The organism is Bryobacter aggregatus MPL3, assembly GCF_000702445.1.
In the GTDB taxonomy this organism is placed as follows: Bacteria; Acidobacteriota; Terriglobia; order Bryobacterales; family Bryobacteraceae; genus Bryobacter; species Bryobacter aggregatus.
In genome coordinates this window covers 1,191,817-1,211,616 of the sequence record NZ_JNIF01000003.1, presented here as the reverse complement: position 1 = coordinate 1,211,616, position 19,800 = coordinate 1,191,817, and the positions used below count along the sequence as shown (strand labels likewise).

At 60.2% G+C, this 19,800-nt stretch carries 17 protein-coding genes; 9 read left to right on the top strand and 8 right to left on the bottom strand.

The window, feature by feature from the left end:
• Nucleotides 1-6: 6 nt before the first annotated feature.
• From M017_RS28555 to M017_RS0105935, 5 genes are read right to left on the bottom strand one after another with little or no spacing between them, the layout of a single operon-like run.
• On the bottom strand, nucleotides 7-315 hold the full coding sequence (locus M017_RS28555) for a PilZ domain-containing protein (protein WP_162179848.1): 309 nt from the start codon (nucleotides 313-315) through the stop codon (nucleotides 7-9).
• Entirely contained in the window at nucleotides 276-2,672 is a 2,397-nt protein-coding gene (locus tag M017_RS0105950; RefSeq protein ID WP_238325823.1) for a DEAD/DEAH box helicase, read from the bottom strand. Before M017_RS0105950 ends, M017_RS28555 begins: the two co-directional genes overlap by 40 nt.
• A gap of 3 nt (nucleotides 2,673-2,675) precedes the next feature.
• Entirely contained in the window at nucleotides 2,676-3,845 is a 1,170-nt protein-coding gene (locus M017_RS0105945; protein WP_031496551.1) for a Gfo/Idh/MocA family protein, read from the bottom strand.
• 2 nt (nucleotides 3,846-3,847) lie between these two features.
• Entirely contained in the window at nucleotides 3,848-5,221 is a 1,374-nt protein-coding gene (locus M017_RS0105940) for an aspartate aminotransferase family protein (RefSeq protein ID WP_031496549.1), read from the bottom strand.
• On the bottom strand, nucleotides 5,222-5,815 hold the full coding sequence (locus M017_RS0105935; RefSeq protein WP_155121266.1) for a hypothetical protein: 594 nt from the start codon (nucleotides 5,813-5,815) through the stop codon (nucleotides 5,222-5,224).
• A gap of 207 nt (nucleotides 5,816-6,022) precedes the next feature.
• Between M017_RS0105935 and M017_RS0105930 the strand changes: the two genes are divergently transcribed.
• The 7 genes from M017_RS0105930 (at nucleotide 6,023) to M017_RS0105900 (ending at nucleotide 13,466) form a co-directional block, all read left to right on the top strand.
• Entirely contained in the window at nucleotides 6,023-7,690 is a 1,668-nt protein-coding gene (locus M017_RS0105930) for a DUF7948 domain-containing protein (protein WP_080507532.1), read from the top strand.
• 29 nt (nucleotides 7,691-7,719) lie between these two features.
• The gene (locus M017_RS0105925) at nucleotides 7,720-9,162 is read left to right on the top strand and encodes an SBBP repeat-containing protein (protein ID WP_155121265.1); all 1,443 of its coding nucleotides are present in this window, start codon (nucleotides 7,720-7,722) and stop codon (nucleotides 9,160-9,162) included.
• Nucleotides 9,162-9,824, top strand: coding sequence for an HlyD family secretion protein (locus M017_RS0105920; protein WP_031496542.1), 663 nt, complete (start codon nucleotides 9,162-9,164; stop codon nucleotides 9,822-9,824). Before M017_RS0105925 ends, M017_RS0105920 begins: the two co-directional genes overlap by 1 nt.
• Nucleotides 9,821-10,456: an ABC transporter ATP-binding protein gene (locus M017_RS0105915; RefSeq protein WP_051669554.1), complete on the top strand. Its 636-nt coding sequence runs from the start codon at nucleotides 9,821-9,823 to the stop codon at nucleotides 10,454-10,456. Before M017_RS0105920 ends, M017_RS0105915 begins: the two co-directional genes overlap by 4 nt.
• Nucleotides 10,453-11,583: an ABC transporter permease gene (locus M017_RS0105910; protein WP_031496539.1), complete on the top strand. Its 1,131-nt coding sequence runs from the start codon at nucleotides 10,453-10,455 to the stop codon at nucleotides 11,581-11,583. The genes M017_RS0105915 and M017_RS0105910 overlap by 4 nt, the downstream gene beginning before the upstream one ends.
• A 143-nt stretch (nucleotides 11,584-11,726) precedes the next feature.
• Nucleotides 11,727-12,275 (top strand): RNA recognition motif domain-containing protein, encoded by a 549-nt coding sequence (locus M017_RS0105905; RefSeq protein WP_031496538.1) that lies wholly within the window; start codon nucleotides 11,727-11,729, stop codon nucleotides 12,273-12,275.
• Between the two features lie 138 nt (nucleotides 12,276-12,413).
• Nucleotides 12,414-13,466 carry a PIN/TRAM domain-containing protein gene (locus tag M017_RS0105900; RefSeq protein ID WP_051669553.1) on the top strand — a complete coding sequence of 351 codons (1,053 nt, stop codon included), beginning with the start codon at nucleotides 12,414-12,416 and terminating at the stop codon, nucleotides 13,464-13,466.
• On the opposite strand, the gene M017_RS0105895 is transcribed toward M017_RS0105900, so the two are convergent.
• Complete coding sequence (locus M017_RS0105895; protein ID WP_051669552.1) at nucleotides 13,463-14,266, bottom strand: DUF4198 domain-containing protein; 804 nt, start codon at nucleotides 14,264-14,266, stop codon at nucleotides 13,463-13,465. The two genes, M017_RS0105900 and M017_RS0105895, sit on opposite strands and share 4 nt — an antisense overlap.
• A gap of 187 nt (nucleotides 14,267-14,453) precedes the next feature.
• Between M017_RS0105895 and M017_RS0105890 the strand changes: the two genes are divergently transcribed.
• Nucleotides 14,454-15,470: a glycosyltransferase family 8 protein gene (locus tag M017_RS0105890; RefSeq protein WP_035957692.1), complete on the top strand. Its 1,017-nt coding sequence runs from the start codon at nucleotides 14,454-14,456 to the stop codon at nucleotides 15,468-15,470.
• Between the two features lies 1 nt (nucleotide 15,471).
• On the opposite strand, the gene fdhD is transcribed toward M017_RS0105890, so the two are convergent.
• Both fdhD and M017_RS0105880 read right to left on the bottom strand, forming a co-directional pair.
• The gene (fdhD, locus tag M017_RS0105885; RefSeq protein WP_031496529.1) at nucleotides 15,472-16,236 is read right to left on the bottom strand and encodes a formate dehydrogenase accessory sulfurtransferase FdhD; all 765 of its coding nucleotides are present in this window, start codon (nucleotides 16,234-16,236) and stop codon (nucleotides 15,472-15,474) included.
• Entirely contained in the window at nucleotides 16,233-18,470 is a 2,238-nt protein-coding gene (locus tag M017_RS0105880; RefSeq protein ID WP_031496527.1) for an FdhF/YdeP family oxidoreductase, read from the bottom strand. Before M017_RS0105880 ends, fdhD begins: the two co-directional genes overlap by 4 nt.
• 63 nt (nucleotides 18,471-18,533) lie before the next feature.
• On the opposite strand from M017_RS0105880, the gene fdhA reads away from it, so the two are divergent.
• Nucleotides 18,534-19,736, top strand: coding sequence for a formaldehyde dehydrogenase, glutathione-independent (gene fdhA / locus M017_RS0105875; protein WP_031496526.1), 1,203 nt, complete (start codon nucleotides 18,534-18,536; stop codon nucleotides 19,734-19,736).
• Nucleotides 19,737-19,800: the final 64 nt, after the last annotated feature.

Below are 19,800 nucleotides of genomic sequence, written 5' to 3'. Positions count from 1 at the left end.
TATTATCTATGTCCAGCGAGGTGCTTTGGGTTGAATGTCGCGAGCGTTCATGAATTCGACACCGATCCGGAAGCGTAGGCCCTTCTGGTCGCAACGCCGCACTCTGGCGACTTCGCTGATCTTGTGGGCGGGCACTTCGAGTTTGACAAGTTGTTGAAACGCCAGGCGGTTCTTTGTTTCCATCAAGGCCCCTTGGGAGCTGAGATCGAGCATCATGATCTTTTCAGAGATGCGCGTTCCATCTTCTTGGACCCAAGTGATGGTGCCGGCCGAGTCTAGACTGCTTCGTAAATTTCTTCGTTTTTCGGTAGCCATGGAAGAATACCTTCCTTCAGAAGACCTAGCACGCGAAGGGCCACTTGCTTGCCCTTCTCTCCAATTTCTCCAGTTGGGCCGACGCAGGAGGGGCAACCTGCCTCGCAACTGCATTTCGAGATCAATTCCTCTGCCCCTTCGAGCAAGCGTTTCGTGGCATTGAAGAGAGGCAAGGATTGCCCAATTCCCCCGGGATACGCATCGTAGAGATATAGGTTGGGCTCCCAGGCGAGCAACCCGCCGGCAATCTCTTCCGTAAGGGCCACGCCGATGTCACGAGGGTCGCACATCACCAGCAGGGCTGCAACGGCGCGGAGTGCATTGGCTAGCCCGGATAAGCCGTTGGCCCGCTCGGACGGGGTATCGCCTTCGAGCTGGTTGAGGAAACTGCTGGGGAAATGCAGCCACCAGGCCGTTGTGTGCATTTCTTGTTCTGGCAGCGAAAGCAACCCCGCGCCAATGTTCTCAAGTGTGTAGAACTTGATCTTCTTGAAGCCGACAATCTGGCGGTTCACCCGGACGTCACCATGGCAAGCGCTCGCCTGCTGGATGGGGCGCTGGTCAAACTCCTCCAGCACCTTGACCTGGACATGGTCGATGGCGTCGGTGAAGTAGTCGCATTCCACGCGCCGGACAAAGGCCTTGCGCTGCTCGTAATCGAACTTTTCCACTTGGTACTGGCGCGCTTCATGCAGATAGATCGCCTTTTCGTGCAACTCCACCAACGCGGCCGGAAAGGAAACTTCCGCGATCACCGTTTCCGTATTCGTGATGTCGATGACGATGAAGTTGTCGCTGGTAACGGCGCGCAGGCTGATGGCATCTGCCGGGTAAGTATCACTGGTCCAATGCCAGGCCTGGGCCGAGTGGTTGACGAGCCCCAGGTCCTTGAGAAACTCGCACAACTCGCCGGTGTCATGGATGCCGAAGCGCTCGCCATCTTTGATCGGCAGCTCAAAGGCGGCGCATTTCAGGTGGTTGATCAGGATTTCGGTGTTGTCCGGATTGATGGTGGCGCTCTCGGGAGGCTGTCCAAAGAAGTAATCGGGGTTCTCGACAATGAACTGATCGAGCGGCGCCGAACTGGCCACCAGCACGGCGAGCGAGGTGTTCTGCCGGCGTCCGGCACGGCCCGAGCGCTGCCAGGTGGAGGCGATGGTGCCCGGATAGCCGGCCATCACCACACAATCGAGCGAGCCAATGTCGACGCCCAACTCGAGCGCATTGGTGGCGACAACACCGCGGATGTCGCCCGAGCGGAGCTTCCCTTCGATCTCGCGCCGCTCCTTGGGGAGATAGCCGCCGCGATAGCCACGGATGAGGCCCTGGGAGATGGCGCCTTTCTCGACGGCGTCCTTCAGGTAGGTGATCAGGATCTCGGTCGCCAGCCGGTTGTTGGTGAAGACCAGGGTCTGCTGGCCCCGCTGGATCGCATCAAGAGCAATGCGCCGCGTCTCGTGCAGATAACTACGGCGAATGCCCAACTGGCGGTTGACGATCGGCGGGTTGTAGAGGACAAAGAACTTTTCACCGGAAGGCGCGCCGTTCTGGTCAACCAGCGTAAAGGGTTCGGCGGTAATCGCCTCGGCCAGTTCCTTGGGGTTTGCGATGGTCGCCGAGCAGCAGATGAACTGCGGCTTTGAGCCATAGAACTCGCACAGGCGCCGCACCCGGCGGATGATGTTGGCCATGTGGCTGCCGTAGACGCCGCGATAGTAATGCAGCTCGTCGATGACAAAGTACTTCAGATTCTCGAAAAGCTTCGCCCACTTTGTGTGGTGCGGCAGGATCCCGGTGTGCAGCATGTCCGGGTTGGTGAGGACGACATTGGCGCGCTCGCGGATGGCGCGCCGGGCGTCTTGCGGCGTGTCGCCATCGTAGGTAAAGCACTTCAGATCGGCGCCCATGCTCTCGACGGCGGTGTGCAGTTCGTTGAGTTGATCCTCGGCAAGAGCCTTGGTGGGGAAGAGATAGAGCGCGCGTGCCCCTGGCTCGGCGAGCACCTTGTTCATCACCGGCAGGTTGTAGCAAAGCGTCTTCCCCGAGGCGGTTGGGGTGACAACGATTGTGTTGCGCCCGGCATTGACATTCTCAAATGCTGCAGCTTGGTGCGTATAGAGTTGTTCGATTCCCCGGGAACGCAGGCTCGCGGCGAGGCGCGGGTCGACTTCGGCCGGGATCGGCGCGAAGTTTCCCTCCCGGGCGGGCAGATGCCGGATGGCGCGAACCGGTGATTCCGGTTTGGTCGCGATCTCTTCAAACTTCTGAACCGCCTGGATCACCGTTTCGCGCCGGGGAATGGGAAGCGTGTTCCGGTTGCTATCGTCTTCCGGAAAATCGAACAACAGATTTGCCACTCTTTAGAGATAACTCTTTAGGTGAACAAAAGGCAAAACCCCGTACTGGATCAGCACTTCGCGCCCGTCATTTTCGAGGCTCAGGCGAGCCGCTTCGGTGACGAGTTCGTTATAGCTGGAGTTCGACGGCGTGGCGACAATGCCCCGTGCCTCGATTGCGGCGAGACTGCTGCGATCCTGCTCAACGGCCTGTGCCGCCTCGACCAGTGCCTCCACCGAGCGATAGCCATAGCCGACCACATGCTCTCCCTCATCGAGCGCGTTGGGGACATATTGCATGTAATCCGGACTGGGCTCCGAATAGCCGCCATCGACATAGCAATACTCGAGACCACGATGGGAATCCGTATGATTCAGGAAGCCGCCGCTGTCGCCACGGCTACACCAGAGCGTCATGCCCTGGGTGTTCGAGCCAGGCCCCTGGTCGGGATAGCCGAGCGCGTTCTGGACATTGAGCAGTGCGCCGTTCGACCATCGGACCCGGGCATCGGTCCACATCCAGGCTTCAGTGCCGTTCGGGAAGGCTTCGGGCACCCCGGCCACCGAGATGCTCACTGGCATCAATCCGGTGATGAAGTGAACGAGATCGACGTAGTGGCAACCGATGTAGGTGAAGGCATCGGAGTTCTCCATCGAGAACCAGTTCTGGAAGTTCGAGTGGCGGTAATACCACTTCTCAAACAGGCGGGCGGTGCCGAGCTTGAAGTCGCCAAACAGACCTTGTCGGTAGCGATCCCGGGCCATGAGTGCGCGGTCATCAAAACGCTTGTGATACTCAATGCCGACAAAAAGGCCGCGCTCGTGCGCCGCCTTTTCGATGAGGACGGCCTGCTGGATCTTCTGCACCAGCGGCTTGACGCAAATGACATGCTGCTCTGCTGCAATCGCGTGCATCACGGCGTCGAAATGCAGTTGGTCGGGCAGGCAGATGATGGTCAGGTTGCGCTGGGCCGCGTTGGCGAGTACATCAGCATAAGGCGCGGTGGTGGCGGTAAAGCTCTGGCCGGGGAAGGCCGCCGCAATCCGGGGATTGGCGGCCAACGAATCGAGGGTTTCCTTCCGGCGGGCGCAAACCGTAATGTTGCCCACCAGTCCGCGGCGGCGCAACTGATAGAGCGAAGGCAGGATCTGATCGTGAACGATCATCCCGCCGCCGACAACCGTAACGTGCATTTTCACTGTTTCACCAGGATTTCTGCAAAGCAATCAAAGAGAACCGCGATCGATTCGCGCAAGGCTTCTTCGGTGATGCAAAGCGGCGGGCAGATTTTGATGGTGGCCCCGCCGAAGCCGACCGGCGAGAAGAGCAACACACCTTTCTCCATCATGGCGTTAATCACCGCGAAGGCAAGGTCGCCGTCGGGTTCGAGGCCCCCAGGCTGGACGCAGGCGATGCCGGCAACCAAGCCCTTGCCGTCGACGCAGCCGATCCGCTCGGGATAGGTTTTCTGTAGTTCCTTCAATTTCTCGAGCAACAGCGCGCCGAGCCGGGCGGAATTTCCGGTGAGATCCTCTTTGAGCACGAGATCAATCGACGCCAATGCGGCCGCGCAGCAGACCGGATTGCCGGTGTGCGTGCTGGTCATGCTGCCGGGAGGGAAGAGGTCCATCAGATCGGGACGGCCGGCGACAAAGGCGAGGGGCAGAGAACTCGAGACGCCCTTGCCCCAGGTGGTGAGGTCCGGAACGATGCCGTAATGTTCAAAGCCCCAGAGTTTGCCGGTGCGGCCAAAGCCGGCCTGCACTTCGTCGCAGGTGAGGACGATATCGTGCTCCTGGGTCCAGGCCCGCATCTTCTGCATGTATTCGGCGGGGGCGAAGCTCGCGCTGCCGCCTTGGTAGGTCTCGAGAATGACGCCTGCAATGCGCTCCGGGCCCACGCCCTGTTTCTTGAGGGAATCGAGGAAGAACTCAAAGCTGGTGTCCGGTGTGCGGAAGCCGTCGGGGAAGGGAACCTGGACAAAGCCGGGATCGAGATTCACGATCCATTCCTTGAGGGCCGGGATGCCGCCGGCCTGCTGGCTGCCCATCGTGCGGCCGTGGAAGGCCTTCTCAAAGCTGACAATGATGTTCTTCTCGCGGCCATGGAATTTTGTGGCATGCGCGCGGGAGAGCTTGATGGCGCATTCGACGGTTTCCGAGCCGGTGGTGAGGAGGAAAACCTTCTTGAGCGGATGGGGGAGCAGATCGATCAGGCGCTGGGTGAGTTCGGCGCGGATCTCGCTCGGGAAGCAGTAGTTGGTCAGGAGCTTTGATTGCGCCTGGCGGACGATGGCGTCGACAATTTCTTTGCGTCCATGACCCGCATTGGTGATCAGGACGCCGCTGGACCAATCGATCCAGCAGTTGCCCCATTTGTCGTAGACCTGGAAGCCTTCGGCATGATCCCAAACTACGGGCGGCTGCCCCTGCATGGCAATGGGTTCGTTCTCGCGGAGGCGCTCGATGGTCGCAATCGACCCTGGCGCAGGAATAGAAGTGACGATCTTTCGAAGCTTGGTGTCTACCTTTTGGACATCTTGGGGAGTGGAAGAATAAGTACGGGCCATCTAGGCCATTATGTAAAATGCGACGCCAGCCCCGGCGGCGGCGACGGCAGTTCCCACCAGAAGGACCTGCAAAAGACGATTCAACTCGAGATGTGCCTGTGTCTTAAGTGTCTGAAAATGCGTGAGTTGGATGTTCTTCTGTGATTCCCGTTCCCGCTCGATCTGGCGGAGCGTTGCTTCCAATACCGTCACCTGCCGTTCTTCGCTCGAGTGGATGCGCCGGTTGATTTCGCCGAAGGCCTCGGTCATCGAATGGGTGAAGGGTTGCAGGGCCTGGAGATTCACTTCGGCGGGGGGCGGGGTGATCAGCCGCTCATACATCAGGTCGAGCAACTGGCTCATTGCTCCAAACACCTGGGACATTTGCTGCCCAGTCTGTTTCATTTCGGACTTGATCTGTTCCTGCTGGTCCACACTGGCCCGGAGTCCATGCGCGAACTCTTCGAGGTTGTGTAGGATTTGCCCCGGCAACGCGGGGTCCTGCCAGACTTCAAAACCGTTGTCGGCCACGGCGAGCGAAAGCTTCGACATTTCCTCGCCCTCCATCGCCGCTGTCACCGGTTGTAGTTCATTCGCTATTTCGGTAGTTCGCATGAGCGTGTCTCACTGTGGCTCCTTATCGGTCCACCGCACTCTTTCAATAAAAATACTTTGGCTTCGTTTTTGTGTCACGAATGAGGGTTTCGCCGCGACTGGAGGACTGCTAGGATTCCGATAAGGTTTTTTGGGAGGAGGAACGTGCGTTTCACATTCTTGATTTTGGGAACAGTTCTCTGCTCAGCTGCGGGCATAGACTTGCCGATGAGCTTTGAGCCAAATTTAGGGCAGGCAAGACCGGGCGTGCATTATGTCGCCCGCGGAGCGGGCTACACCGTACAGCTTGATTCCTCCGGTTCTCTCCTCACCTTACGGAAGGGCAGCGGGCAACTGGCCATGAGCTTTCCCGGCGCCCGGATGGGAACTCCGGCCGCGCTGGAGAAGCTGCCCGGCGTGGCGAATTACTTTCTCGGGAAAGACGAGAAGACCTGGCGCCGCAACATCCCAACCTATGGCAAGCTGCGCTATTCCGCCATCTATCCGGGGATTGATCTTGTTTACTACGGCTCCCAGAATCGGCTGGAGTACGACTTTGTGGTGGCGCCGGGAGCCGATCCCTCCCGGGTGCGCCTGCGCTTCCAAGGAGCGGGCCCAGCGCAGTTGACGGCGGCGGGCGAGTTGCAGTTTGGGGCGTCAGGACAGACGTTCCGGCAACAGCTTCCTGTGGCCTATCAGGAGCAGGACGGCGTGCGCTCGCAGGTGGAGGCCTCCTATCGCATTCTGCCGGGCGGCGATGTCGCCATCGCGCTCGGCGCTTATGACCGGACGCGGCGGCTCGTCATCGATCCGACGCTCAGCTATGCCTCCTTTCTTGGCGGGAACAATAATGACGGCATTTTGAGCCTCAAGGTGGACGCCACCGGATCGCTCTACATGGCGGGCTTTACCTCGTCGGCAAACTTCAAGACCGCTGCGCCGCTGCAGACCTCCTTCGGCGGGCGTGTGACCAGCGATGCCTTCTTTGGCTTCGGGGACGCTTTTATCGCCAAGCTCAATCCCGCGGGCACGGCGCTGGTCTATTGCACCTATCTCGGCGGGAGCGCCGATGATGTCGCCACTGCCCTTGCGATTGATGGAGCGGGCAATGCCTATGTCGCCGGCAGCACGCAATCGGTGAATTTCCCGGTCAGCTCTGGCGCCTATCAGACCCGCTATGGCGGCGGCATCGCCGACACCTTCTATAGCCGCGGGGATGCGTTTCTTCTCAAGCTGAACCCCAGCGGCGACAAGATTCTGTACAGCACTTATCTCGGCGGCAGCGGCAACGAAATGGCCTGGGGGCTGGCTGTAGACGCCACTGGAAGCGCCGTGATTGTGGGGGATACGAATTCCACGAATCTTCCCACCACCGCGAACGCCATATCCCGCTCCTTCCGGGGGGGCGCAAATATCGCCACCAATCCCAGCGGGGATGCCTTTGTCGCCCGCTTTAATGAGACGGGCACGGCGCTCGTCTACGGAAGCTATCTCGGCGGCAAGAGCCATGACATGGCCCGTGGCGTGGCGCTCGGGACGGGGGGCGCGATCTATGTTGCCGGTGGCACCTACTCAAGCGACTTCCCCACCACACCGGGGGCCTACCAGACCAAGGGTGGAGTGGTGGAAAGCAGCTCCAGCTATGACGGGGCTGCCGACGATGCCTGGGTGATGAAGATCAACGCGGCGGGGATGGCGGATTACAGCACTTATCTTGGCGGCTCCTATCGCGACACCGCGTTCAGCATCGCGGTCGATGCAGGGGGAAATGCTTATGTTGCCGGGCGCACCCGCTCGACCAACTTTCCTACCACGGCTGCTGCGCTGCAAACTCGTTATGGCGGCGCCGGTGCGCGGGGAAAGGGGGGGATTCCTGGGACGGCGATGCCTTTCTGACCAAGCTGAATCCCAGCGGTTCTGCGTTGGTGTACTCCACCTATCTCGGTGGCAGCGGGGATGATGCGGCTTCCGAGGTGGTGGTGGATTCCGATGGCAATGCGTATCTGGCCGGCTACACGCTGTCGACGGAGTTTCCAGTCAGCGCCGACGCGCTGCAGAAGACCTTTGCCGGCTTCGGCGGGCAGGGGCTTGCGGTTGGGGGGCCTGGAGCAGAGGGGGCTGTGAATACCGGCGATGCTTTTGTGCTGAAGCTCGATGCGGCTGGGAGGCTGCTGTACTCGTCGTTCTTTGGCGGCTCTGCGGACGATATCGGTATGTCGCTTGCCATCGATTCGGCGCGGAATATCTATGTCGGCGGCGTCACGATGTCGGGAAATCTCACGACCGCCTCGCCGGTCCAGGCCAGCTATGGGGGCGCGGCCAGCCTCTTTCCACGCGGCGATGCGTTCTTTGCGAAGTTTGATTTCGGCGGAAAGCTGGCTGGCTCTCCCGCCAAGCTGAGCTTTGTTGATATTCCGACGGCAGGCGTGACGGGCGGCGTCACGCCGGTGACGGTGCTGGTCAGCGATGCGGCCAATGCACCGTTGGCCGGTGTCCCCGTCTCCTTCACGGCTGTTGGCGCAACGCTCGGCGCGAGTGCGGCGACCAGCGATGCCCAAGGCAAGGCGACCGTGCAGGCGACTCTGGGCGCCGCCGGCACGGCAACGCTGACGGCCACGGTGGCTGGGCTGCCTGCTCTGACGGCAAACATCACGGTGCAGCCGGCTGGAGCCGTGCCGGTGATTGGCGGTGTCGTCAATGGCGCCAGCTTCCTCGCCCCCATTGCACCCGGCTCCTGGGTGACAATTGGCGGCTCGAATCTGAGCGCGGCGCGAGCCGATGCGACGGCCGTGCCGCTCCCGGCCACCCTCGGTGGCGTGAGGGTGCGCATCAACAATAGTGATGCGCCGCTGCTGTTTGTCATCGATGGCCAGATCAATCTGCAGATTCCGTTTGAAGTGGCTCCTGGCAACGCAACGGTGACGGTGATCCGCAATGGCGTCAGTTCGGCTCCGTTCCCGATTACGGTGCTTCCGGCCGCGCCTGGCATCTTTCTCTACAACGGAAACCGGGCCGTTGCTCAGAACGTTGCGGATGATGGCAGCGTGAGTCTGAACACTCCGGAGAATCCCGTGGGCGTCTCGAAGCTGATGCTGGTTTACTTCACCGGGCAGGGGGCTCTCGATGTTCCGGTTGCCAGTGGGGCCGCCGCCGGCGTGCCGCTCTCCCGTCCGGTTGCCTCCTATTCGGTGACCATCGGTGGCAAGCCGGTGACCCCGGATTTTGTCGGCATGACACCCGGCAATATTGCGCTGGGCCAGGCCAATGTCCGGATTCCGGAACTGGAAAGCGGAGAACATCCGGTGGTGATCACGATTGGAGGTCAGGCCAGCAATGCGGCTATGATTTCTGTCAGGCGTAAAGAGTAGTGCAGCAGAGGGAACTGACGCGACTGGTAATTCTGGTGGGAAGTGTCGGGCTCGGAGCCTTCTGGTTGCTCCGTCTTTCGGCGGAGCCTGCACAGGCTCTGGCGCCGCCGGCGCTCGCTCGAGAAGAATTGTCTGTTGTGTCTGCCACCCTCGGCGGCACGGTTTCGGAAGTTCTGGTGCAGCAGGGCGCGGAGTTGCGGACGGGCCAGAGCCTGCTGCGCTTCCGTTCCCAACCCTCTCTCCGCAATTCGCAGGAGCAACTCGCGACGCTCCGCGGTTTGCTCAGCCGGGTTCCTCTGCAAACCTGGCAATCGCTTCTTCATTCCGATCCAGATCGCTTAGCGGCAGAGCAGGAGTATGCGGATGCGCTTGCGGCGCAGGAGGCAAACCCGGCGCCGGGGAACCGGGCTCGTCTCCGTGCTGCTGAGCGCAAGCGCGTGCTTGTGCAGCAGCGGCTGGGAGCACTGCGGCCCGAGCAACTGGCGAGTCTCTCCCTCGAGGATGGCCAGGAAAAGGAACTAAGGCGCCGCTTTGAGCAGTTGGTGGGCGACAACGAAGTGCGAGCCACGCGTGCTGGCAGAATCGTTGTCTTGGACCTCCATCCCGGCGATTTTGTAGAGCCCTATGGCCGGGTGGCGCTGGTGGCGGTGACGGCGCGATGAGCATCCGGGTAGAAGCTCTGTCCTATCACTACGGCAACCGGCCTGCGCTGGAAGGGATCGATTTCCAGCTTGAGCCCGGCACCCTGACTGCGTTGCTGGGGAGCAATGGGGCGGGCAAGTCGACCTTGTTCAAGATTCTGTGCGGCTTGCTCCAGCCGCGTACGGGATGGGTTGCGGTCAACGGATACCGGCTGCCCGGGCAGAAGAAGGAAGCCAGGCAGAGCATCGGATATGTGGCGCAACGGTTTGCTCTCTATGAGGATCTGAGCGTCGAGGAGAATCTGCGATTCTTTGCGCAGGCCTATGGCCTCAGCCGTTTGTTGCTGGCTGCGCGGATGGACGAATTGCTCGATCGTTTTGAGTTGGCCTCCCGGAGGCGGCAGCGCGCCAGTTCGCTGTCCCAGGGCTGGAAGCAACGTCTGGCCTTTGCTGTGGCGCTGGCCCATCGCCCCACCGTGCTGCTGCTTGATGAAGTGACGGCCGGGCTTGATGCGGCCACCCGGCACTATGCCTGGAAGATCCTCGAAGAGGAGGCCGCGCGCGGCGCCACGGTGCTGCTCAGCACGCATCATGAGGATGAGGCGGCCCGCTGCACGATGCGGGTTTGGTTGGAGCAGGGGCGGCAGCGATGAGATTCTGGTCGGGACTGCTGGCTGTTGCCGGGAAAGAGTTCCAGCACCTCTGGCACGACCCCTACACCTTGGGACTGGCTTGCGTGGTTCCGGTTTGCGCGTTTCTGCTCTTCGGCACGGCGCTGGACACCAGGATTCGCGCGGTGCCTACCGTGGTGGAGAATCTCGATCAGGGGCCATATGGACGCGCGCTGGTCGCTGGGCTGGCCGCCTCGCCGGTCTTTCGGGTGCGCAGCCGTACAGCCGCAGATCCGGAGCTCCGCGAATTGCTGCGCCGTGGGGAGTGTAAGTTTGCCCTCCAGATTCCACCGCAGTATTCGAGTGACGCTTTTTATGGCAGAATCCCCACCGGGCTGGGCCGGGCACAGCTTTGGGTGGAGGGAACAGACCCGATTCTCGCTGGGCAGGCGCTGGCTGCGGCCAAGGCGATCGGGCTGGAGCAAGGGTTGGCGATCGCCGCGGCAGGTGATCCCAATGCGCCGCAGCCGCTGCGCTTCGAGGCCGAGACGCTCTACAACCCGGAGGGCCGCAGTACGAACTTCTTCGTACCCGCCCTCGCCGCCTTGCTGGGCGAGACCACCACGCTGCTTCTGGTGGCGCTATCGATGGCGAAGGAAAGCGAGCGGGGGACGCTCGATCAACTGCGCATCACCACGCTCAGCCTCGGCTCTTTGATCGCGGGCAAGCTGCTGGCCTGCGCGGTGGTTGGGCTTGGGATCTCTGTTTTTCTGATGTTGCTCCTGCAACTGGTCTTTGCCGTTCCCATTCTTGGAAGCTTCTGGGGGATTGGATTGGCCTTGCTGGCCTTCCAGGGGCCTGTCTTAGGGCTGGGGCTCATCCTCACGGCGGAGGCGCGCAATCAGGCCCAGGCGCTGCAGCTCACCTACTTTGTTTTCCTGCCCTCCATCTTGCTGTCAGGGATGATCTTTCCCCGTGCCAGCATGCCGGCCGCGGCACAGGCGGCAAGCGCGCTGATTCCGGCCACCTGGACGATGCAGATGCTACGCGATCTTGTTTTACGCGGCCAGAATGTGTCCGAAATGGGAAATGCCTTCCTGGCACTCCTGATTCTTACGGTGATTTTCATCGCGATCGGCGCATGGCGCTTGCAAAAACGCCTGAGTTAAGTTGCTTTTCGTGCGTTTTAGGGAGAATCTCTGTATCTTCGTTGTGTCCTTTCGTTTTTGGTGCTACGATAGAAACTGCCTGACGACTGCAATCCCCCAAAGCAACCTTCGTCACAATCCCTGTTAGCGAGACGCCCCCACGAATGAGTTTTACCGTTTTTCTTGGCAATCTACCCACCTGGGTTACAGCCGATGACATCCAGTCATGGTTGAATGCCGAAGCTCTGGTAGCAGATTCCATCAAAGTGATTCGGAATCCAGAGACCCAGGAATCCAAAGGCTTTGCCTTCATCGAGGCCCCAAACGGGGAAGAGATGCAGTCAATCATTCGCCGGTTTGACCGTGCTCCGCTTGAGGACAAGCTTCTTCGCGCTAATCCGGCGCAACCCCCCAAGGGCCGCACTGGCCCGCCTGGCTCCCGCCCTGAGGGCCGCATGGGTGCAGACCGTCGTCGTGACGGCTCCGCATTCGGTGCTCGTCCTTCTGGCGACGCTCGCCCGGCCGGGGATCGCCCTGCTGGCGATCGTCCGATGGGTGACCGTCCCCCCATGGGAGACCGTCCTCCGATGGGCGACCGGATTGCCGCAAGTGGTGCAGCTGCCGCCGCAAATCGCGATCGCAGCGCCAAGCGCCGCAGTGGCGCCCGCTCCGGCACCAGTGCTTTCGCAGAAGAGTTAGCAAAAGCCCTCTAGTAACTGTTTCGACAGTTCTTATCTTCGCTAACATATCGACCTATCTATAGATAGAAACCCGGTGCTAGAATGAGGCACCGGGTTTCGCCGTTTTCGCGTCCCAAGCCAGTATCGATAGGGCACCCGTCGGTTCTCGATATGTTCGACCTCTTACTGATTCGCTGCCTATTCGTTTTACTGCTTGCCCTCTGTGCCTGGTTTTTCCAGCCACTTCAATTGGCCCCCGCGCCCGCCGCCGGTTTCGGTGTCGTGCTCGGCTCGGCAATCCTTCTCTTTGAAATCCGTCTCCGCCGGATGAGTCTCAAGCGCCTGATTGGCGCAGCCATCGGCTCCATCCTTGGGATTCTCGGCGCCTTCCTGATCTCGATGGTGCTGCGGCAGGCGGTCACTGATTCCTCTTCCACCATTCCCTTTCTCCAGATCGCTACCTTGCTTCTGATGGGCTATGTGGGGCTTGCGACGGGAGCCAACAAAGGCGACCTGCTCAACCTCTCCGCCCTGGGAGGCGTGTTTGGTGAGGCAAAGTCCCAGAATGGATCCACCTTCAAGATTCTCGATACCAGCGTGATTATCGACGGCCGGATCGCCGACGTGCTGGAGACGGGGTTTCTGGACGGGGTGATGGTGATTCCCCAGTTTGTGCTGCGCGAGCTGCAAATGGTGGCGGATTCGAGTGACTCTCTGAAGCGCAACCGTGGGCGGCGCGGACTCGACATCCTCCAGCGCATCCAGAAGATGCCGAATCTGCACATCCAAATTGTCGAGGACGATTTTCCGCTCGTAAAAGAAGTCGACTTGAAGCTGATCGAACTCGCCAAGATGTACGACTGCAAGATTGTCACAAACGACTTCAACCTGAACAAGGTCGCCCAATTGCACGGAGTTCCGGTGCTGAACATCAATGAGTTGGCCAACGCAATGCGGCCTGTCGTTCTGCCGGGCGAACTGATGCGGGTCTTCATCCTCAAGGAAGGCAAAGAGCCCACCCAGGGGGTTGCTTATCTCGATGATGGAACGATGGTGGTGGTGGACAACGCCCGCCGGATGATTTCAAAAACGATTGATATCTCGGTGACGAGCGTGCTGCAAACCACGGCGGGCAAGATGATCTTTGGCCGCTTCGATGACCGCACCCACGCCGTCCACGACCCGAAGCATATGGGCAAAGAAACCGCAGCGACGGGAGTCTAACGGACTTCGAAGGTCAGACTGGCCCAGGAGCTTTCCCAGTCGGCGATAGCGGGTTCTGCACAGCGTTCCATCTGTAGCGCATGCAAACGCCATTTGCCCGTGCTGGTGAGAGGCACCTCGATGCGTCCTTCGGCATTGGTACGGCCGACCACGGTGACTTTCGATTTTCCGTTCTCGGCCCAGGCCGATTCCACTTGGAGCCCTGCGACGGGTTTGCCTCGGAGCAGCACCTGGATCGGGAGTACCGCCCCGGGTTTGAGCAGCGAGGGGTTTGCCTCCGGAATGATCTCGATCGTGAACCCTAATGCCTGCCGGTAGGTGTCATCGGCAGCTCCAGAGCGGAGCAGCGATTTTGCGAATTTCGTATAGCGTTCGCGGCCGGGCTTCTTTGCTTCTCCGTTTTTCTCACGCCAGGCAATGATTTCGGGCAGGCCTTCTTCCGTGAGATAAGCGGTAAATTTTTTCGGCGCAAGTTGGATGAAGTTCGGGACCGTGCGCACTCCAAGCAACAGATTGCCATCCCCTTCCGGAATCGCAACGGTGCCGACAGTCCGTTTGCCCGCCACGCGGAGGCCTTGGAGCGGGATCACCTTGGCGCCCTTGTGGAGCTCCGCATTCTGCAACCTCTCCACCCGGGGTGCAACCTCACTGGCTGGAAAGGCATCGCCATTGTGGAAGCCTACTTCCAGTGTCGTGTTGGCCGTGACGCGGAAGCGGTCGGGCATGATGTACAGATCGTGGGCCATCAGGCTGGCGCTGAGCAGACAGGTGAGAGAGAGGGTTTGGACAGGGCGGATCATGGTAGCAAGAATATATAAATCGTAGCACTCTATCCAGGAGCGCCTGCCGGAAGGCTTTCCAGAATCTCTCTTCACATTATTTATTCCTCAAAAATAACAGGAGGTGCAGTCACGGCGATTCCAAAATGCTAGCTTCGGTAATACCTTAGTTGTCGCTTGTAAAAATCTGATCTACCGGGGATGAATCTTGAGTAGCCGCGAACTGATACAGGTAATTACCTTAGCTGACGATCGCTACGCACTTCCTTTGGCCGTGATGGTGCGCAGCTTATTGGATCATTTGGAAGAGGACCGCCGCGTCCGGCTCACTGTGATCGATGGGGGAATCCTCGCAACAACCAAGAGGAAGCTGGTGGATTCGTGGCGCAACGCAGCCGCCTTTCCGCGTCTGGAGTTGCGATGGCACGCACCGGATTATGGGAATCTGGGGGCGGTGGGGGAATGGGGCCGCGTCCCGAAGCTCACTTACGCGCGAATCAACCTCCAGGCCTATCTCCCGGTTGAGGAGCGCGTCATCCTGCTGGATTCCGATGTAGTTGTGCAGACTTGCATTGGCAAGCTTTGGGATACACCGCTCGAAGGCGCCGTGGCTGCGGCGACGGTAGATCCCTTCATCCCGAAAGTATCCTCCCACGACGGGCTGGCGGGGTATGAACGCCTCGGCCTTGCTGGCGATGCTCCTTATTTCAACGCTGGCGTCATGCTGGTGGATTTGCAGTTATGGCGGAGGATGGGGGGAGGGCAGAAGGCTCTGGCCTTTGCCGGGGAGAACTGGAAGCTGGCTCGTTATTATGATCAGGATGCGTTGAATGTTGTGTTGGCAGGCAAGTGGAAGCAACTGGACGCCAGATGGCAGCAACAGCCGCGGCTGGCGCGCTTTCTCGACCGGAAGAGTTCCAATCGGAACGACGCCTGGATCATCCACTTCTCGGGCCGTTTGAAGCCGTGGATGTATCATCTGGCTTCGGAGGCCGACAGAGAGTTCTTCGCGGTCATGGATCGGACGGAGTGGCGAGGCTCGCGTCCCCCGCATACGCTGCAGAGTGCGCTCACGGAATTCTACGAACGATGGTTGCGGCGGATGCTGTATCCCTTTGAATCGCGAACCCTGAATCTCCTGGGCCGTTTCGCCCGCAGCAGAAAAGCGACGGATTCGTTATCGGCTTCGAAGGATCCCGGAGTGGAATCGGTCGCTTCCTACTGATTCAGGCCAGCCCGGCGTACTGCGTGACGCGATGCGGGCGTAGGAATCCAAAGAGTGCAATGCCTGCCCGCGCGGCGACTTCGATCGCAAGCGAAGAGGGCGCTCCGATGGTGGCAACGACCGGAATCCCGGCGAGAGCCGCTTTCTGAAGAATGTCGAAGCTGGCGCGGCTGGACATCACCAGGATGTGGTTTTGCAGCGGAAGAACAGCGTCGAGAAAGCACCGGCCAATCACTTTATCGAGAGCGTTATGCCGGCCCACATCCTCGGCAAGGCCAAGTAGCGTTCCCTGGGCCGAGAAGATTCCGGCTGCGTGGAGGCCGCCGGTCGCGGCGAATGCAGACTGGTGTTCTTCCAGTTGCTGGACGAGGGGGGCGAGGCTTGCGGGATCGACGCGAAGCGGCGGGATCTCTGGCAGACGCTGGGTGAGCGCGTCTATCGCAGTTCTGCCGCAAACCCCGCAACTGGAACTGCGATAGAAATTGCGTGTGGCTCCCGGCAGGAGCGGACCGCGGAGGGTGACCAGCGATTCGGCGCTGGTGGGGTGACCGGAGGGGAGAATGCTGACAATCTCGCCAGGCTCATCGACGATGCCCTCTGTGAACAGGAAACCGGCGCTGAGTTCCTGGTCCCGACCAGGAGTACGCATCAGAATCGCAACATCCTGCTCGTTGACCCGGAGCAGGAGCGGCTCCTCGATGGCAATGCTTTCCTCGATCCGGCCAGCCTGCTCCCCATAGCGTTGCGCTTTGACTTTGCGAATCATGAAGAGCGGGTGACAGTAATGATGACGCTCTTCGAGGCTGGGGTAAAACTCTTGCGGGCGCGCTGGCCTAAGGGCACCAGCGGGTTGGCCTCGGGGAAGTAAGTGGCGGCGTTACCGCGTGGGATGTCGTAGGGCAGAACGCGAAACGCCTGGACGGTGCGGACCTGGCCTTCGAAATGACTGCTGATATCCACCAACTGCTGTTCTTCAAGGTCCCTCTCCTGCATGTCCTCACGGTTCATCAGAATGACGCGGCGTCCGTGGTGGATGCCCCGGTAGCGATCATTCTCGTCATAGACAACGGTATTGAACTGGTCGTGGCTCCGGACGGTCATCATCACCAACTGCCCGGGTTCGACGGGCAGCGGCTCGATGTTGTGGCGCGTGAACTCAGCCTTGCCGCTGCGGGTTGGGAACTTTCTTTCCTTGGGAGGAACCGGCGCGTAAAAGCCACCCTCTTTGAGCCGCTCATTGAAATTTTGAAAGCCAGGAATGATGCAGGCGATGCGCTCGCGCAGCAACTCAAAGTCATTCGCGTACGCGCTCCAGTCGACGTCGCAGGTGGCCCGGGCAATGCCCGCAATGATGGCGGCCTCACTTTTCAGTTGCGGCGAGGCGGGGGGAAAGCGGCCTTGTGAGGTGGAGACCCAACTGACGGTGTTTTCGACGCTGGCAATCTGGTCCTGCTCGGTACGGCCGATGCAGGGCAGAATCAAGGCGCGTTGGCCAGTAATGAGATGTCCCCGGTTCAGTTTGGTGGCAATGCTCACCGTCAGCCGGGTTCGGCGCATGCCCTGGGCGACGGCATGCGTGTCTGGCGTGGCCGAGAGAAAATTGCCTCCCAGGCTGACAAAGACACGGAGATGCCCCTCGTTCATTGCTTCGATGGTCTCGACGGTGTTGTAGCCGGGCTCGCGCGGGCAAGTGAAATGAAACTCGCGCTCGAGCGCCTTGTAGAAGGCCTCCGGCATCGATTCCGAAATTCCCATGGTGCGGTCGCCTTGCACGTTGGAGTGCCCGCGCACGCAGAAGAGTCCGGCGCCGGGCCGTCCGATGTGGCCTCCGAGCAACAACAGGTTCACGAGGGCCTGGATGGTGTCGACCGCATTGGTGTGCTGGGTGAGACCCATCGCCCAGGTGGCGACGGTGCCTTTTGAGCTGGCGAGAATGTCGGCGGTTTCGCGAATCTGCGCCTCGCTGATTCCACTTTCTTTTGCAATCAGATCCCAGGGCACCTGGGCGATCTGGGCGGCGAATTCCTCAAAGCCGCGCGTATTCTGATCGATGAAGATCGAATCGATCGCCTGCATTTCAAGCAGGACCTTCGCCAGTCCTTGTAACAGGGCCAGATCGCCGTTGATGCGCACCTGGAGGAAGTGGTCGGCGAGGATCTGCGTTTTGCCCAGGAGGGCCAAGGGGTCCTGGGGATAGCGAAAGCGAAAGAGTCCGAGTTCGGGCAGGGGATTGACCGCGATGATGCGCGCGCCTTTGCGTTTGGCGATCTGCAACGAGGTGAGCATCCGGGGGTGATTGGTGGCTGGGTTTTGCCCGATCACCACGATTACATCCGCGTTCTCGAGATCCTCGAGGGTCACGGTGCTCTTGCCGGCGCCGAGCGATTCGGTCAGCCCGACGCCAGAACTCTCGTGGCACATGTTGGAACAGTCCGGCAGGTTGTTGGTGCCAAAGCGGCGCGCCAGCAACTGGAAGAGAAAGGCAGACTCGTTCACTGCCTTCCCGCTGGTGTAAAAAGCAGCGTGGTGGGGGGTGGGACAGTCCCGCAGTTCCTGCCCGATCAACGAGAAGGCGTTCTCCCAGGAGATCGGCTTGTAATTGGCTTCGTTTGGATCGAGTACTAAGGGCTCGGCGAGCCTGCCCTGGGCGTTGAGCCAGTGGTCGGTCTGGGTGGCAAGCTGCTCGACGCTGTGTGTAGCGAAGAACTCCCGCCCAATCGTCTTACGGGTGGCGTCGTCGGCGAAGGCCTTGGCTCCGTTTTCGCAGAATTCAAAAGAGTGGCGGTGGCCCAGAGGATCGGCCCAGGCGCAACTGGGACAGTCGAAGCCGCCCACCTGGTTCACATGAGTCCAGGCGTTGATGGTGCGTGCCGGCCCCATCTCGCGCAAGGAGACATCGAGAGAATGCACAATGGCGCCCAGACCTGTGGCTGCGCCCGGGATTTTCTCAATCTCAGGGCCTTTCGGTTCCAACGGGGGTTCCGGAGAGAAGGCTCGCATGGTCCGATCATATCTCTCCTATGGCTTGACCGGAGTGGCTGGCTGTGATGTGATTGCGTACCTATGGCATCCAACCGTGGCGTAGTTTATATGGGACCTGGCAAGGTCGAGGTCCAGACCATTGATTTTCCGAAATTGGAACTGGACCTCCCAGGAGGTGGCGTTCGTCCCTGCCAACATGGCGTGATCCTCCGGATTGTAGCGACGAACATTTGCGGCAGTGACCAGCACATGGTGCGTGGCAGAACGACGGCTCCGATCGGTCTTGTGCTGGGGCATGAAATTACGGGTGAGGTGATCGAATGCGGCCGCGACGTCGAGTTCATCAAGAAAGGTGACCTGGTCAGTGTCCCCTTTAATATCGCCTGTGGACGTTGCAAGAATTGCAAGTCTGGCAAGACGGGCATCTGCCTGAATGTGAACCCGGCACGTCCCGGCGCAGCCTATGGCTATGTCGACATGGGCGGCTGGATCGGCGGGCAGGCCGAGTATGTCATGGTGCCCTACGCCGACTTCAACTTACTGAAGTTCCAGGATCGTGACCGGGCGATGTCGAAGATCGGCGACTTGACGCTTTTGAGCGATATCTTCCCCACCGGCTATCATGGCGCGGTGACGGCGGGTGTCGGGCCGGGTTCGATCGTCTATATTGCGGGCGCCGGGCCGGTTGGCCTTGCTTGCGCGGCAAGCTGCCAGTTGCTGGGTGCGGCTTGTGTGATTGTCGGAGACATGATCGATGAACGTCTCGCTCAGGCGAAGAGCTTCGGTTGCGAAGTGATCGATCTGAAAAAGAATGCGACGCTCGGTGAGCAGATTGCGCAGATCATCGGCATTCCAGAAGTGGATTGTGCCGTGGATTGCGTTGGGTTTGAAGCGCGCGGACATGGTTCCGAAGCTGGTGTGGAGCGTCCGGCGACCGTGTTGAATTCTCTGATGGAAGTGACGGAAGCGGGCGGCGCGATCGGGATTCCGGGGCTCTATGTGACGGGCGATCCAGGTGGTGTCGACGCCAACGCGAAGATTGGCATGCTGGGCATTCGCATCGGTCTCGGCTGGGCCAAGTCGCATACCTTCTGCACGGGGCAGTGCCCGGTGATGAAGTACCATCGCAATCTGATGAACGCCATTCTGTATGAAAAGGTGAAGCCGGCGAAGGCCGTGGGCGTGACGGTGATCAGTCTTGATGATGCACCGAAGGGCTATCACGACTTCGACAGGGGCGCGGCGCGGAAGTTTGTGATCGATCCGCACAAGCTGATCCACTAAGCATTGAGTCGCTTGAAAAGGCCCCGCCAGGTGCGGGGCTTTTTCTATTTGAGGGAGGCCCCGA

Coding starts and splice junctions, on each gene's coding strand:
- M017_RS0105910 (WP_031496539.1), top strand. CDS start 10,453: ATGAGATTCTGGTCGGGACTGCTGGCTGTTGCCGGGAAAGAGTTCCAG.
- M017_RS0105935 (WP_155121266.1), bottom strand. CDS start 5,815: ATGCGAACTACCGAAATAGCGAATGAACTACAACCGGTGACAGCGGCG.
- fdhD (WP_031496529.1), bottom strand. CDS start 16,236: ATGATTCGCAAAGTCAAAGCGCAACGCTATGGGGAGCAGGCTGGCCGG.
- M017_RS0105930 (WP_080507532.1), top strand. CDS start 6,023: ATGAGCTTTGAGCCAAATTTAGGGCAGGCAAGACCGGGCGTGCATTAT.
- M017_RS0105905 (WP_031496538.1), top strand. CDS start 11,727: ATGAGTTTTACCGTTTTTCTTGGCAATCTACCCACCTGGGTTACAGCC.
- M017_RS0105940 (WP_031496549.1), bottom strand. CDS start 5,221: ATGGCCCGTACTTATTCTTCCACTCCCCAAGATGTCCAAAAGGTAGAC.
- M017_RS28555 (WP_162179848.1), bottom strand. CDS start 315: ATGGCTACCGAAAAACGAAGAAATTTACGAAGCAGTCTAGACTCGGCC.
- M017_RS0105945 (WP_031496551.1), bottom strand. CDS start 3,845: ATGCACGTTACGGTTGTCGGCGGCGGGATGATCGTTCACGATCAGATC.
- M017_RS0105900 (WP_051669553.1), top strand. CDS start 12,414: ATGTTCGACCTCTTACTGATTCGCTGCCTATTCGTTTTACTGCTTGCC.
- fdhA (WP_031496526.1), top strand. CDS start 18,534: ATGGCATCCAACCGTGGCGTAGTTTATATGGGACCTGGCAAGGTCGAG.
- M017_RS0105880 (WP_031496527.1), bottom strand. CDS start 18,470: ATGCGAGCCTTCTCTCCGGAACCCCCGTTGGAACCGAAAGGCCCTGAG.
- M017_RS0105895 (WP_051669552.1), bottom strand. CDS start 14,266: ATGATCCGCCCTGTCCAAACCCTCTCTCTCACCTGTCTGCTCAGCGCC.
- M017_RS0105915 (WP_051669554.1), top strand. CDS start 9,821: ATGAGCATCCGGGTAGAAGCTCTGTCCTATCACTACGGCAACCGGCCT.